Annotated in this window: 14 protein-coding genes; 3 read left to right on the top strand and 11 right to left on the bottom strand. The window is 65.0% G+C overall.

All coding sequences use genetic code 11. The features are described from left to right. Window positions 1-15: 15 nt before the first annotated feature. The 11 genes from cyoB to VK98_RS18255 form a co-directional block, all read right to left on the bottom strand. Window positions 16-2,058, bottom strand: coding sequence for a cytochrome o ubiquinol oxidase subunit I (gene cyoB / locus VK98_RS18305; RefSeq protein ID WP_048415417.1), 2,043 nt, complete (start codon window positions 2,056-2,058; stop codon window positions 16-18). Between the two features lie 7 nt (window positions 2,059-2,065). Continuing rightward, the gene (gene cyoA / locus VK98_RS18300; protein ID WP_048415431.1) at window positions 2,066-2,998 is read right to left on the bottom strand and encodes a ubiquinol oxidase subunit II; all 933 of its coding nucleotides are present in this window, start codon (window positions 2,996-2,998) and stop codon (window positions 2,066-2,068) included. Window positions 2,999-3,725: 727 nt separating this feature from the next. Further along, window positions 3,726-5,642 carry a transcription antiterminator gene (locus VK98_RS18295; RefSeq protein WP_048415416.1) on the bottom strand — a complete coding sequence of 639 codons (1,917 nt, stop codon included), beginning with the start codon at window positions 5,640-5,642 and terminating at the stop codon, window positions 3,726-3,728. A 47-nt stretch (window positions 5,643-5,689) separates the two neighbouring features. Further along, a complete protein-coding gene (locus VK98_RS18290) occupies window positions 5,690-6,424 on the bottom strand; it encodes a KDGP aldolase family protein (RefSeq protein ID WP_048415415.1) in 735 nt (244 codons plus the stop codon). After that, window positions 6,421-7,539: a DgaE family pyridoxal phosphate-dependent ammonia lyase gene (locus VK98_RS18285; RefSeq protein ID WP_048415414.1), complete on the bottom strand. Its 1,119-nt coding sequence runs from the start codon at window positions 7,537-7,539 to the stop codon at window positions 6,421-6,423. The genes VK98_RS18290 and VK98_RS18285 overlap by 4 nt, the downstream gene beginning before the upstream one ends. After that, window positions 7,523-8,656, bottom strand: coding sequence for an amidohydrolase/deacetylase family metallohydrolase (locus VK98_RS18280; protein ID WP_048415413.1), 1,134 nt, complete (start codon window positions 8,654-8,656; stop codon window positions 7,523-7,525). The genes VK98_RS18285 and VK98_RS18280 overlap by 17 nt, the downstream gene beginning before the upstream one ends. Window positions 8,657-8,666: 10 nt before the next feature. Then, window positions 8,667-9,320, bottom strand: coding sequence for a DUF4310 family protein (locus tag VK98_RS18275; protein WP_048415412.1), 654 nt, complete (start codon window positions 9,318-9,320; stop codon window positions 8,667-8,669). Window positions 9,321-9,337: 17 nt separating this feature from the next. After that, on the bottom strand, window positions 9,338-10,114 hold the full coding sequence (locus tag VK98_RS18270) for a DUF4311 domain-containing protein (RefSeq protein WP_048415411.1): 777 nt from the start codon (window positions 10,112-10,114) through the stop codon (window positions 9,338-9,340). Between the two features lie 35 nt (window positions 10,115-10,149). Beyond that, window positions 10,150-10,452, bottom strand: coding sequence for a DUF4312 family protein (locus VK98_RS18265; protein WP_048415410.1), 303 nt, complete (start codon window positions 10,450-10,452; stop codon window positions 10,150-10,152). A 3-nt stretch (window positions 10,453-10,455) separates the two neighbouring features. Further along, a complete protein-coding gene (locus tag VK98_RS18260) occupies window positions 10,456-10,818 on the bottom strand; it encodes an SFCGS family glycine-rich protein (protein ID WP_048415409.1) in 363 nt (120 codons plus the stop codon). A gap of 36 nt (window positions 10,819-10,854) precedes the next feature. Further along, a complete protein-coding gene (locus VK98_RS18255; RefSeq protein ID WP_048415408.1) occupies window positions 10,855-11,187 on the bottom strand; it encodes a hypothetical protein in 333 nt (110 codons plus the stop codon). 208 nt (window positions 11,188-11,395) lie between these two features. Here VK98_RS18255 and rstA point away from each other — a divergent pair, with 208 nt between their 5' ends. From rstA to VK98_RS23885, 3 genes are all read left to right on the top strand, one after another. After that, window positions 11,396-12,115 carry a two-component system response regulator RstA gene (rstA, locus tag VK98_RS18250; RefSeq protein WP_048415430.1) on the top strand — a complete coding sequence of 240 codons (720 nt, stop codon included), beginning with the start codon at window positions 11,396-11,398 and terminating at the stop codon, window positions 12,113-12,115. Window positions 12,116-12,121: 6 nt separating this feature from the next. Continuing rightward, window positions 12,122-13,393: a two-component system sensor histidine kinase RstB gene (rstB, locus tag VK98_RS18245; RefSeq protein WP_019101597.1), complete on the top strand. Its 1,272-nt coding sequence runs from the start codon at window positions 12,122-12,124 to the stop codon at window positions 13,391-13,393. Window positions 13,394-13,540: 147 nt separating this feature from the next. Then, on the top strand, window positions 13,541-13,789 hold a 249-nt coding region (locus VK98_RS23885), incomplete at its 3' end, for a hypothetical protein (protein ID WP_156187948.1).

Below are 13,789 nucleotides of genomic sequence, written 5' to 3'. Positions count from 1 at the left end.
GTCGGATTCAGCCCCTTACGCGGTGGTGGTCGGACGCGCAGCCTTGTGCGGCTTGGCCGTGTCGCGCTCGGTGTAGTTGTCCACGTCGATGCCCAGCTTCTCGAAGCGCTCGCGCTCGATGGCTTCCACTTCCTCCGGCTGCACGTAGTAGTCCAGATCGTTGTCGTAGGCGCGCGCCAGCATGCAGCCGACGATGCCCACCAGGCCGACGATGGCCAGCCACCAGATATGCCAGATCAGGGCGAAGCCCAGCACTGTGGTGAAGCCGCCGATGTAAACGCCCATCGCAGTGTTCTTCGGCATGTGGATGGGTTCATAGGACTTGGGCACCGCGTAGGCCACGCCCTTTTCCTTCATGTCGGTGAAGGCGTCGATGTCGTGCACCACCGGCAGCTTGGCGAAGTTGTAGAACGGCGCCGGCGACGAGGTGGACCACTCCAGGGTATGGCCGTTCCACGGGTCGCCGCTGACGTCGGCCAGCTTCTTGCGGTCGCGGATGCTGACCACGATCTGCAGCAGTTGGCAGGCGATGCCGCAGGCGATCAACAGTGCGCCGAACAGCGCCAGGTACAGCCACGGCTCCCATTCCGGGTTGGTGGTGTAGTTCAGGCGGCGGGTCATGCCGAGGAAGCCCAGCACGTACAGCGGCATGAAGGCGAACATGAAACCGATCTGCCAGAACCAGAACGAGGCCTTGCCCAGTTTCGGATTCAGCTTGAAGCCGAACACTTTCGGGAACCAGAAGGTCACGCCGGCCAGGTAGCCGAACACCGCGCCGCCGATGATGGTGTTGTGGAAGTGGGCGATCAGGAACAGGCTGTTGTGCAGCACGAAGTCCGCGCCCGGCACCGCCATCAGCACGCCGGTCATGCCGCCGATGGAGAAGGTGACCATGAAGCCCAGCGTCCACAGGATGGGGGTTTCAAAGCGCAGGCGGCCGCGGTAGATGGTGAACAGCCAGTTGAACAGCTTCACCCCGGTCGGGATGGAGATGATCATGGTCGCGATGCCGAAGAAGGCGTTGACGCTGGCGCCGGAACCCATGGTGAAGAAGTGATGCAGCCACACCATGAAGCCCAGGATGGAGATCGCGCCGCTGGCGTAGATCATCGACTTGTGGCCGAACAGGCGCTTGCCGGTGAAGGTGGACACCACCTCGGAGAAAATGCCGAAGGCGGGCAGCACCAGGATGTAGACCTCGGGATGGCCCCAGGCCCAGAACAGGTTCAGATACATCATCGCGTTGCCGCCGGCTTCCGCGGTGAAGAAATGGAAGTCCAGGTAGCGGTCCAGGCTCAGCATCGCCAGCGCGCCGGTCAGGATGGGGAAGGAGCTGGCGATCAGCACATTGGCCCAGGTGCAGGTCCAGGTGAAGATGGGCATGTCCATCAGCTTCATGCCGGGCGCGCGCATCTTGATCACGGTGACCAGGAAGTTGATCGCCGTCAGCGTCGTCCCTATCCCTGATATCTGCAAGGCCCAGGTGTAATAATCCACCCCCACGTCCGGACTGAAGGCGATGCCGGCCAATGGCGGATAAGCCACCCAGCCGGTGCGGGCGAAGTTGCCGACGCCCAGCGACAGGTTGACCAGGATCACCGCGGCCACCAGCAGCCAGAAGCTCAGCGAGTTCAGGAAGGGGAAGGCCACGTCGCGCGCGCCGATCTGCAGCGGCACCACGATGTTCATCAGGCCGGTCATGAAGGGCATGGCCATGAAGATGATCATGATCACGCCGTGGGCGGTGAAGATCTGATCGTAGTGATCGGGCGGCAGCACGCCGTGGCTGCCGCCGGTGGCGATGGCCAGTTGCGCGCGCATCATCAGCGCGTCGGCGAAGCCGCGCAGCAGCATGATCATGGCGACGATGATGTACATCACGCCTATCTTCTTGTGGTCGACCGAGGTCAGCCACTCATGCCACAGATAACCCCATTTGCCCATCTTGGAGATCAGGGCCACCAGCATCAGCCCGATCAGGCCGGCGCCGCCCAGCGCGCCCATCACGATGGGTTCGTGGAAAGGGATGGCGTCCAGCGTCAGTTTGCCTAACAGCATGTCTTGATTACTCCTTCACCGTCAGCGGTTCGCACAGGCTCTTGGCCAGCGCGGCCAGCTTGACGTCGGCCTCGGTGGCGGCCAGCGAGGTGCGGCCGGTCATGTATTTGTGCAGCACGCCCTGGAACAGATAGGGGGTGACGGCGCCGTAATAGGCCACCGGATTCTTTTCGCTAGGCAGCACCAGGCCGCGGTAGCCGTTCACGTCCAGCGTCTTGCCGGAAGCCTTGACCTTGGCCACCCAGGCGTCGAACTCGGCCGGCGTCTTGGTGGCGACGGCGTTGAACTTCATGCCGGAGAAGCCGGCGCCGCTGTAGTTGGCGGAGAAGCCCTTGTACACGCCCGGCTCGTGCGCCAGCAGATGCAACTGGGTCTGCATGCCGGCCATCGCGTAAATCTGGCCGCCCAGTTGCGGGATGAAGAAGGAGTTCATCGCCGCGTCGGAAGTGATCTTGAAATTCACCGGCACATTGCTGGGGAAGGCCAGCTCGTTGATCGTGGCGATCTGCTGCTCCGGGTAGATGAACAACCATTTCCAGTTCAACGCCACCACCTGCACCTCGATCGGCTTCTGATCCGAATCCAGCGGGCGGTACGGGTCCAGCTTGTGGGTGGTTTCCCAGGTCAGCACGGCGAGGAAGGCGATGATGATGCAGGGAATCAGCCAGACCACCAGCTCGATCTTGGTCGAGTGCGACCATTTCGGCTCGTAGACGGCGTCCTTGTTGCTGGCGCGGTATTTCCAGGCGAAGAAGAAGGTCATCAGGATCACCGGGATGACCACCAGCAGCATCAGCGCGGTTGCCGTGATGATCAGGGACTTCTGCTCCGCCGCCACCGGGCCCTTGGGGTCAAGGATTCCGCCTTGACACCCGGCGAGCAGCAACGCCGAAGCAACAGCAAGTCCCCGCCACAGGCGTGAGGGTCTTTGGTTTCTCATCATTTACGACTTTACGGGTTGAACATTCTTGTTTTCCCGCCCGGGCGCGAACGGCTGCGCGCCATCGGCCCCGGCGACGGTAATCCAGGCCCGGCTCCAGGCCGGGCGGCAACGGCAAGGCCTTGCGCGGCCAACGACCAAGCAAATGCCAATGTCATAGCAAAAAGCAATGCGGAACTCGCAGCGCGAGCTGATCAAAATCGAAAAGTCGGCATGATCAATCGACAGGGGCGACGCGAATCGCCCCGAGTGGATGACGCGACAGGAGAGCGGCGACAGCCGGCCTTCCCCTGCTGGGACATCACAACGCTGACAGCCGGCGAACCCTCGGGCGGAGACGCGTCTTCCGGCGGGCAAGCAAGCCCAGGACGGCGCAGAAAGCGGCGGGAGCATCCCGGTTGTGAAGCCAGGCGGCGCTATTAAAAACAGTTCGCCCCCAACTTTCAAGGGCAAATTTGATCCAGATTAATGGCCAGCCGCAGGCTAAAACCAGGGAGCTTGTTACAGATCAATGACGAAAACATCGCCCAAGCGCCGACATGGCGTGATCTAGAACGAAAGCATGAAGTAAATACTCGAACCTATATACAGTTTCAAACTGTTACAAAAAAGCTGGAACTCCACCCCTTGCAGTGCACAAAAACAACGTTATTCAACACAAATCGCAACATAACCATAAACCAAACAATATTGATTGACAGCCGTGCAAAACCTTATCCGGCGCGGCTCAGACCTCAGGCAGGCATGACAGCGCATTGCGCAGGAACTGCTCGAAGCTGCGGCTCTCCACCAGCCGGGCGCCGGCGCGCTGACGCATGAAGGAGACGAACAGCTCGTAGATCGCCATCGCCTCCTCGTACTCGGTCTTGCTGATCGCCAGCAGGAAGATCACCCGCGCCGCCCCGCCCTCGCCCCAGGCGACGCCGTGCGGCGCGATGATGGTGCACACCGTGGTCTTGCGCGCCAGCAGGCCCAGCGAGTGCGGCAAGGCGATGCCGTCGCCCAGCATGGTGCTGAGGATGTCCTCGCGTTCGCGCACCGAGGGCAGGAAATCGGCGTCGACATAGCCCTCCTCGCGCAACTGCCCGCAGACGCGCTCGAACAGCGCCTGCTGGCTCAGCCCGGGCTCCGCCACCCAGAAATGCTGGGCGGAAAAATAGCGCTCCAGCATATAGGGCCGGGTGCGGTCCACCGCCACCAGCCGCGCCAACTGTTCCAGCTGGTAATCCGATGGAAACGGCGACAGCAAGGCCACCGGCTTGCGCTTGTCCTCCAGCCGCACCGTGGACACCACGAAATCGGCGCTCACATGTTCCAGCGCCTCGTATTCCTGACAGGACAAGGCGGCGCACACTTCCAGCTGCGGAAAACGGCGGCGCAGCACCGCCTCCAGCGTGCGCAGCGTGGCGTTGCCGCCGTCGCACACCAGCAGGGCCTGCGGCCGGCGCAGATAGCCGATCTGATAATGACGCTCCAGCCCCACGCCGATGTGCAGCACCAGATAGCCGATCTCGTTCTCCGAGATCCGGTACGGCGAGTGCTTGGCCCAGCTGGACACCGCCGCCAGCGTGAAATCGTAGGCCAGCGCGTAATGCTGCTTGATGTCAGCCAGCACCGGATTGGGCAGCGTGATCTGGTAGCGCACCCGGGTGATCATGGTTTTGACGTGGGTGACCAGATCCTCGCGCAATTGCCGGTCGGCGCGCAGATCGTAGCGGTAATGGCGGTTGATGTAGTCGAGGATGTAGCGAACCAGCGCGTCGGCGTCGTCGGCGTTGATCGCGCTGGGCAGCATGCCGCTCAGGCTGCGCGCGGCGATGTTGACGCGGAGGAAGGCCCGCTCGGCGGCGGCGATCTCCACCCCGCTCATGCGCCGCAGCAGGTCGACGATGTGCGCCGCGGCCTGGTCCACCGCCGGCAGCGTCTCCTCGCAGCGGAAGTCCTGCAGCGGAAAGCCGTCGACGATGCGCTTGGCCGCCACCGCGCAATAAAAGCTCAGGAACTGGGCGCCGTCGTCGCTGAGGCGGACGCCGGCGCGGCTCAAGCAGCCGGGCAGGCCGGCGCGCACCGTCGCCAGCGCGTCGGCCAGCACCGGATCCGCGCTCAATAGCGGGTGGTCCGGCCGTTCCGCGGCCAGCTGCGCCAATAGATCGCTGAGGCAGACGCGGATGGAGGATTCCGCGCCCAGCAGCTTCATGCCGTAATGCGGCTTGGCCTCTATGCTCAGGCCGTAGCCGGCCAGGCGCTCGCGCACCTCGGCCATGTCGGCCTGCAAGGTGGCGCGGCTGACGCACCAGGCGTCGGCCAGGTCCTGCAGCTTCAAGGCGTAGGCGGAGCCGAGGAACTGCGCCAGCAGATAATGCACCCGCTCGCCGGCCTGGCGCGGAATGGCGCGGCCGGAACCGGCCTGCGGCCGCACCTGCTGGAGGCGCTCCGGGTCGTCGGCCTGCAGCCGGTAGCCCTCGCCGCGCTTGAGCACGAAACGCGCGCCGTGCTCGGCAAGGATGGCGTTGAGCGCGTCGATGTCGTTGCGCACGGTGCGGGTGGACACCGCCAGCCGGCGCGCCAGTTCTTCCTGCGGCAGCGCTTCCGCCTGCAGCGCGGCAAAGGCCTGGGCCAGCCGTTGATAGGGGAATTTGACCATGAGCCTCCTTCTTTGAACCCACCCGCGCCCGGCCTCCCCGGGCGCGGCTACAACAAGGCTTTCACCATCGACAACAGCCGCTCGACGTCGCCGGGCCGGGTTTCGCCGTTCGCGTCGATGATGGAACTGTACACATGCGGAATCACCTTGGACACGCTGGCCTCAAGCGCCAGGCGGACGATCTCGCCGAAATTCTCCAGCGTGATGCCGCCGGTGGGCTCCAGCCAGAAATCATGGCGCGCGCAGGCTTCCGCCACCGCCAGGTATTCGTCGCGGCAATCCAGCCCGCCCATAGGAAAGTACTTGATCGAGCTGCCGCCCATATCCTTGAGCATGGCGATGGCGGTGTCCACCGGCGCGGCGCAGACTGGCGCGCCGGCGCTGAGCGGGCCGGTGGAAATCCTGACCAGGCCGGGAATGCCGCTGGGCGACACCAGGCCGTTGACCACGGTCCGCGCCTGGCCCAGCAGCGCGCGGCTGGCGCCTACGCCGGTGAACACCTGATTGACGTGCTGCGGCTGCACCTGGCCGACGATGGCGCTGACCATGTCGGACTGGCGCGGGTCGCCAGCGCCCAGGCCCACCGACAAGGCGTTGTCTATCAGCGCAGCGTACTCGCGCATGTCCGCCACCGCGCTGTCCACATCGGCGTAGTTTTTCGACAGCACGCCCACCAGCACATGGCCTTCCGCCGCCTGATGAATCTGACGGGCATTGTGCTTGCTTCCGGCCAGCACATTCAAGCACACGCGATCTTGATAAAAATTGGGTTCCAGTTTCATGCTTGCTCTCCCTTCAGCAGGCGGCGGATGCGCTCGCCTATCTGTTCCAGCTGGGCCGCGTCCACGCTGCGCGCGTCCACCTCCAGCCGGCCTTCGTTGGCCCGGTACTCCCGGAAATAAATGGCGATGTCGCCCTGTTTCAGCGCGGCCGCGGCGGCCACCGCGCTGACGCCGGTGGCGCCGGCGTCGAAAGCGATCTCGGCGCGGGCGATGTCGCGGCCGGCCGCGTCCCAGACCAGGCGCGCGCTGACGCCGGCCAGCTGGTTCAGACCGGCGATGAAGGGCCGCAACCGCTCCGCCATCGCCGCCCCGCTTTCCTTGTCCTGCTTCAGATAGCGTTCGATCGCGCAAGTCAGGCCCAGAATGCCCTCCTTGCCCACCTTCATCGCCCGGCCTATGCCCTGGCTTTGCAGCTTGACCCATTCCACGTATTGGCGACGGCCCAGCACCAGGCCGCTGGTCGGCCCCTCGATCGCCTTCGCGCCGCTGTAGATCACCAGGTCCGCGCCCAAGCGGTAATAGGCGCGCAAGTCCTCCTCCGCCGCCGCGTCGACGATCAGCGGCAGATTCCGACGACGCGCCACCTCGGCGGCCTCGGCCACGCCGAGCACGCTTTTCTGCAAGGCGTGGTGCGACTTGATATAGAGGATGGCGGCGGCGGCGGGGCCAAGCGCGGCCTCCAGCTGCGCGGCCGAGCACTCATTGCCCCAGCCGGCCTCCACCACCTGGCCGCCGCCCAAAGCCACCATGGTGCCGACCGGCGCGCCGAAATTGACGTTGTGCCCCTTGGGCAGCACGATTTCGCGCGGGCCGTTGACCGGCACGGCGTGCAAGTTCACCAGCAGGCGCGGATCGTCGCGGACGATGACCGCGGCCACCGACTGGGCGATGCCCGCAGCGGCGCAGGACACCACCGTCGCGGCCTCCACCTCCAGCAGCCGGGCGATGTAGTCGCCGGTCTTGTCGACCAGATCCTTCATTTCGAAGTAGCCGCCCAGGCCCTGCGCCACCGCCGCCGTCACTTCCGGCGCCGGCGTGGACACGCCCAGCATGGTCATGCGGCCGGAGGCGTTGATCACCGGCTTCAACTGGTACTGCTCATAGATCGAAGACATGGCAAGCCTTTCCTTGTTCGGTGGGCAGCAAGACGCCGCCCGCCACCGCCGCCAGCGGCGTCAGATGACTCACGCAAGTCAGCCTGTCGCCGTCGCTGTCGCTCAATGGCCGCGGCGCGGTTTCGATGTCGAAAATGGTCAGATCGGCGTCCGCGCCCACTTCCAGCCGGCCTTTGCCGCTGAGCCGCAGCGCCTCGGCCGGACGCCGGGTCACGCAGTCCAGCACCCGGGTGAGCGGCATGCCCAGGCTTAGGAATTTGGACATCACCGCCGCCAGGCCGAACACCGGCCCGCTGACGCGGTTGCGGCAATAGATGTCCGAGCTGATGGTGTCCGGGTACACGCCCAGCGCCATCGCCTCGCGCGCCACGCGGAAACTGAAGCTGGCGCTGCCGTGGCCGACGTCCAGCAGCACGCCGCGCTCGATCGCGGCCCGCACCGAGGCGCGCAGCGCGCCGGCGGCGTCCAGGATGCGGTTGGGCTTGCCGTTGAAGCAGTGGGTGACGATGTCGCCCGGTTCCAGCCATTCGGCGATCTCGTCCAGCGACGGCGGGGTGTTGCCGATGTGCACCATCAAGGGCAGCGGCCCGAAGCGGCGCTGGATCTCCTTGGCCCGCGCCAGCGGCGCGACGCCGTTGGCGCCGACCACGCTGCCGCTGAGCCGCGCCTTGATGCCGACGATGAAATCGCGATGCGCGCGGATGGCCGCGCCGGCCAGCGTCACGTCGACGTCGTCGAGATTGGCCAGCTCGTGCTGGGTGGCGAGGCCGATGCGCGAGATGTTCAACAGCGCGCGCACATCGGTGCGGCAGCCGCCGGCCAGCTCGCGGAAGGCGGCGACCTCGTCGGCGCCTACGCTGCCGGCGTCCACCACCGTGGTGACGCCGCCGGCCACGCCCACCTGGTCCGGCTCGTCGTGATAAATCGGCGAGGCCGGGTTGCAATGCACATGGCCGTCTATCCAGCCGGCGCTGAGCCGCCAGCGGCCGCCCAGGCTCACCGTGCGCTGGGCCGGGCCGTCCAGCCGCCCCAGCCCGACGATCTTGCCGTGGCGGACGGCGATGTCCAGCACCGAGCCGTCGGCCAGCAAGGCGCCCTTGATCAGCAAATCATCCATTAGCGCCTCCTCAGGCAATCGCCACCGGGAACAGCGTGCCCAGCAGCATCGCGCCGAGAATGGCGCCGCCGGTGATGGGCTTGCCCCACAGATAGAAGGCCAGCGCGCCCAGCAGCGAGCCGACGCCGATGGGAATCGACGCCGCCATCGCCGACAGGATGATCAGCGGGCCGAGAAAGCGGCCGGAAGAATTGCCGGCGCCCATCATCACGTCGGCGCCGTAAGTGGAATTGCCCTGATTGATGGTGAACTTGCGCGCGAAGACGATCACCGCGCCGATCAGCATGCCTATCGCCAGGCCGGTGGCCAGCGCCGCGCCGAAGTTTTCCACCGGAAACAGAATGCCGGCGCCGAGGAACATCGCCGGAATGCCGAGGCCGACGCCGGTCATGATGGCGCCGCCTATGTCCAGGATGCCCACCAGCGAGCCCTCTATCACCCGGGCGAACAGGAAGCTGGCGCCAAAGGCCGCCACCGCGCCGTAAACGCCGGAATCCATGCCGGCGCGCAGCATCGACACGAAAGCCACCTCGTTGAAGGCGCCGATGCCGTAAACGTAATACATATGAGTGCCGGCGAACACGCCGGCGGACAGCAGCCCCACCAGCAAGGGAAAAGACCAGTCCGCCAGCCAGAAATCGCCGGCTTGTGCTTGTTCAGTCATCATTTTCTCCTTCAGCCTCAAGCGCCGCGCACGGCGGCGTGCAACAGTTCCAGCCAGGACGGCGCGTTCAAGTGGAAGCTGTTCAGCAGTTTCAGATCAAAGCCGCGGAAGAAGGCGCTGAGGGCGAACAAGGCCGCGATGGCCGCCATCATCAGCTTGGTGACCTTGTTCCAGCCGCCCTCGTCCACGCCCTTGCCGATCAGGATGCCCAGCACCAGGCCCGGCACCGCGTTGCCCATGATCAGCTGGGCCAGGCCGCCGAACACCGTGCCCCACAAACCGGAGCGCCGGCCGGCCTCAATCGCCGCCAGCCAGAAAATCACCGGCATCACGGTGTTGACCAGCAGATTGGCCGCCGGCACCAAGACCTTGACCGCGGTGATTTGCAGCGAAGCCGGCACCGCCGAAGCGGTGGTGTTCAGGAAGGCCACCAGCAGCATGCCTATCACCCCGCACACCAGCGCCATCTTGCGCGGGTTGTGCAGGGTCTCCGCCACATTGCGGTTGCGCGCCAGCAGCGCCGCCGCGCCCCAATGCGGAATCACCCGGTGGTCGATGTCCTGGGTGAAGGCGCCGGCCGCCACCGACGAGGCCCAGGCGTTGAAGAAAAAGCCCAGGCCGAAGGAAAAATGCGAGGCCGGGTCGCCCTCGCAGGAATTGAGCTCGCCCAGGGTGCGGAAGGCGCCCATGCCCTGGGACGTCGGCGCGTGGAACATGCGGGCCGCGCCGGCGCCCACCGCGACGCCGACCAGGCCGCCGATCAACAGCGACTTGAGAAGAATGATCAGAAGCATGGCTTCCTCCTCGGGTATGAAACGGCAAGCGACGCCTAAACTTGGCGCATGGCGAAGGGCACGGCCTCGATGTCCAGCGCGGTCACGCTGACCGCCACCTCCAGCGTGACGGCGTAGCTGCGCCGGTCCCGCGGCAGGAAGAAGAACAGAAAGCGCTCGCGGCGGCGCAACTCCTCCGCCGCGACCACCGTCACCTGCAAGGGCTCGATGCGCAGCAGCACCTGATGGCCGGCCGCCATCACCGCGCGCTGAACGCCGGACAAGGCGTCGGCGCAAGCCTGCGCCTTGCTGTCGCCGCGGCCGCTGACCGTCACGCTGGATTCGAAGCGTGTTTGCATCGCTCAGCCGCCGTATTTCTTCTGATAGGCCGCCACCAGCCGCTGCCCCAGCTCTTCCTTGTCCATGAAGCCGAAACCGAGCACGGTGTAGCCCTCCTCGATCGCGGTCACGCCCTCCTCTACCGAACGCATGCCGTACTTGGCCTTGTAGCCGTACTTGGTCTGCGCGGTGATGGCGCCGGCGCCGCCGCTGCCGCAGAAGGAAATGCCCAACTGCGCGCCTTCCGCCTGCATCACATCGCCCAGCTTCATGTCCGCGGCCATGCCGGGAACCACCACCGCGCGCGCGCCGGCGGCCTCCACGCCCGCGCCCACTTTCTGTCCCTTGCCCAGGCGGTCGCCAATCACTACGGTTATCTGCGTCATTGCTTCTCTCCTCTATTTATCGATGCGCGACGGACTTCAGGCCTTGTTCTTGGCCATCTCGAAATGAATGGACAGCAAGAGCGCCTCTTCTTCCGGCAGATTGCCGAACAGGGCCACCACCGCGTCGGACAAACGCCGCGTGGTGTCCGAGATCTCGTCGAACAGGCTCTTGTCGAAATCCGGCAGGCCCTCGCCGCTCAAGGAGCGGCGCGCCATCGCCAGCACGTGGGAGTCCAGCTTCTGCTGCTGAACCTCGGTCAAATACTTGCCGGCCGCGTCCAGCAAGGCGGGAACCTGGCCCAGCACCTGGTCCGCCAGGCGGCGGACGGCGGCCTGGTCAACGGCGAGGGGACGGACTTGATCGTTCATGGGAATGTCCTTTGCGAAACGGTTGGCGATGCAGGGAAACTGTAATCAAGGCGCCGGCAACTGTGGACCGGTGGATTTTCCGCTTTGAAACGGAAATCGCCTGCGCGCAGCGCTCCGCCCGAGCGGTCCTGACCGTGCTTGCAGTTGAAGCGCGCGGCGGCTCGGGCGATACTTCGCGGATTGACCACTGAATAGATGGATGCAAGGCATGACTCACCGCATCGTGTTTGTAGAAGACGACGCCGACCTGGCCGAGCTGATCAGCGACTTCCTGTCCCGCCATGAGATGGATGTGGTGGTGGAGCCGCGCGGCGACGCCGCGCTGGACACCATCGCCCGCGAAGCGCCGGACCTGGTGCTGCTGGACATCATGCTGCCCGGCAAGGACGGCCTGTCCATCTGCCGCGAGCTGCGCCCCAAGTTTGACGGCCCCATCATCATGCTGACCTCGCTGGACAGCGATATGAACCAGATCCTGGGCCTGGAGCTGGGCGCCAACGACTACATTCTGAAAACCACGCCGCCCTCGGTGCTGGTGGCGCGGCTGCGCGCCCAATTGCGCAATCTGCGGCCCGCTCCGGCCGGCGCCGACGCCGCCGCGCCCAAGCCCGGCACGCGCAAAGTGGTGTTCGGCCAACTGGCGATTGACCCGATCAGCCGCGACGTGACGCTGGCCAATGAGAAGATTCCGCTGTCCACCTCGGACTTCGACCTGCTGTGGCTGCTGGCCAGCCACGCCGGAGAGACCCTGAACCGCGACATCCTGCTCAAGGAGATGCGCGGCGTCAGCTACGACGGCCTGGACCGCAGCATAGACGTGGCCATCTCGCGGCTGCGCAAAAAGCTGGGCGACAACCCCAGCGAGCCGTTCCGCATCAAGACGGTGCGCAACCGCGGCTATCTGTTCTCCTTGTCCGGCTGGGAGTAAGCGCGCATGCGCCGATTGTTCATCCAGTTCTACCTGCTGCTGATGACCTGTTTCCTGGTGGCGGTGGTCTTGGTCGGCGCGGTCTACAAACAGGCGGTGGACGATGTGGGCGAGCGCTATCTGTCCGACCTGCTGCGCACCACGCTGTCGCTGATCGAGGCCGACTTGCGCGGCGTGCCGGAAGACCGCTGGAGCGAGACGCTGGCCAATTCCGACCACGGCTTCACCTTCCGCGTCAAAGTGGAGAAGATGAGCAGCTACCTGCTGGACGACGAGTCCAAGCAGGCGCTGGACCGCGGCGAAATCGTGATGCTGGAAGACAAATACGTGTTCCTGCAAAAGCTGGAGGACAGCAATTACCTGCTGGTGGCCGGCCCGCTGCGCTATCTGTTCTTCCTGCATCAGCTCAAATGGTTCGACTACGCGCTGCTGGGCTTCATCGGCCTGTCGCTGGCGATTCCGGTCTTCCTGTGGATGCGCCCGCACTGGCGCGACCTGGTGGCGCTGGAACAGACCGCCGGCAAGCTGGCCAGCGGCAATCTGTCCGCCCGCGTCGACCTGCCGCCGCGCTCCGGCGTCAGCCAGCTGGGGGTCGCCTTCAACCACATGGCCGACAATATCGCCGCGCTGATCAACAGCAAGAAAACGCTGACCAACGCCGTGGCCCACGAGCTGCGCACGCCGCTGGCGCGGCTGCGCTACCGGATGGCGCTGCTGGAAGGCGACGAGAGCAGCCCGGAGCGGCAAGCGATAGAACGCGACCTGTCCGCCATCGACAAGCTGGTGGAAGAGTTGCTGCTGCACGCGCGGCTGGACCGGCCGGAAGCGCCGCTGAAGCTCAGCAGCTTCGACGCCATTCCCTGGGCCAAGGACCGCATCGCCGGCCAGGCCGCGCTGACGCAGGACATTCAATGGCTGGAACCGGCCGGCGCCAGCCTGGCCATCACCGCCGACGAGCACCTGCTGACCCGGGTGCTGGACAACTTCCTGTCCAACGCCCGCCGCCACGCCAACCGCCTGGTGCAAACCAGCATCATCGTCGAACAGCGCCACTGCATCATCATGGTGGACGACGACGGCCCCGGCATTCCCGAACAGGACCGCAGCCGGGTGTTCGACGCCTTCGTGCGGCTGGACGAAAGCCGCGGCCGCAAGACCGGCGGCCACGGCCTGGGCCTGGCCATCGTCGCCGGCATCGCCCGCGCCCACCGCGGCGAAGTCAAAGTGGAAAGCTCGCCGCTGGGCGGCGCGCGCTTCCTGTTCCGCTGGCCGATCTGAAACGCGCCATCATCGCGTCTGTACATTCCGTAACATTGGGATACACAGAGGGCATAGACTCAGCCCCTTGTCATGGTTAGCATTTCGGCCTGAAAAGGACTACGTGTCCACTTTCATACCAATCCAAGAAACTTAGGAGTTTCATAAATGAAAAAGCTGGCTCTGCTTGCTCTGACCGCTGCTTTCAGCCTGGTGTCCGTTAACGGCTTCGCCGCTGAAAAAGCTGCTGCTTCCGCCCCGGTTGCTATCCACAAGGCTAAGAAAGCCGAGAAAAAAGTAGCGAAGAAAGAAGCTTCCGCTGCTCAAAAAGCTCAGGCCGCCAAAGCCGAAGCTTCCGCTCCGAAGGCTAAAAAAGCCAAGAAGCACGTAGCTAAGAAAGAAGCTTCCGCCGCTCAG

The organism is Chromobacterium sp. LK11, from assembly GCF_001043705.1.
GTDB classification, from domain to species: Bacteria; Pseudomonadota; Gammaproteobacteria; order Burkholderiales; family Chromobacteriaceae; genus Chromobacterium; species Chromobacterium alkanivorans.
Note: the sequence above shows the minus strand (reverse complement) of the source record. Positions and strands in the feature narration are given on the sequence as shown.

Bases quoted from the DNA above. Each gene is read 5' to 3' on its own strand.
- cyoB (WP_048415417.1), bottom strand. From the start codon at position 2,058: ATGCTGTTAGGCAAACTGACGCTGGACGCCATCCCTTTCCACGAACCC.
- cyoA (WP_048415431.1), bottom strand. From the start codon at position 2,998: ATGAGAAACCAAAGACCCTCACGCCTGTGGCGGGGACTTGCTGTTGCT.
- VK98_RS18295 (WP_048415416.1), bottom strand. From the start codon at position 5,642: ATGGTCAAATTCCCCTATCAACGGCTGGCCCAGGCCTTTGCCGCGCTG.
- VK98_RS18290 (WP_048415415.1), bottom strand. From the start codon at position 6,424: ATGAAACTGGAACCCAATTTTTATCAAGATCGCGTGTGCTTGAATGTG.
- VK98_RS18285 (WP_048415414.1), bottom strand. From the start codon at position 7,539: ATGTCTTCGATCTATGAGCAGTACCAGTTGAAGCCGGTGATCAACGCC.
- VK98_RS18280 (WP_048415413.1), bottom strand. From the start codon at position 8,656: ATGGATGATTTGCTGATCAAGGGCGCCTTGCTGGCCGACGGCTCGGTG.
- VK98_RS18275 (WP_048415412.1), bottom strand. From the start codon at position 9,320: ATGACTGAACAAGCACAAGCCGGCGATTTCTGGCTGGCGGACTGGTCT.
- VK98_RS18270 (WP_048415411.1), bottom strand. From the start codon at position 10,114: ATGCTTCTGATCATTCTTCTCAAGTCGCTGTTGATCGGCGGCCTGGTC.
- VK98_RS18265 (WP_048415410.1), bottom strand. From the start codon at position 10,452: ATGCAAACACGCTTCGAATCCAGCGTGACGGTCAGCGGCCGCGGCGAC.
- VK98_RS18260 (WP_048415409.1), bottom strand. From the start codon at position 10,818: ATGACGCAGATAACCGTAGTGATTGGCGACCGCCTGGGCAAGGGACAG.
- VK98_RS18255 (WP_048415408.1), bottom strand. From the start codon at position 11,187: ATGAACGATCAAGTCCGTCCCCTCGCCGTTGACCAGGCCGCCGTCCGC.
- rstA (WP_048415430.1), top strand. From the start codon at position 11,396: ATGACTCACCGCATCGTGTTTGTAGAAGACGACGCCGACCTGGCCGAG.
- rstB (WP_019101597.1), top strand. From the start codon at position 12,122: ATGCGCCGATTGTTCATCCAGTTCTACCTGCTGCTGATGACCTGTTTC.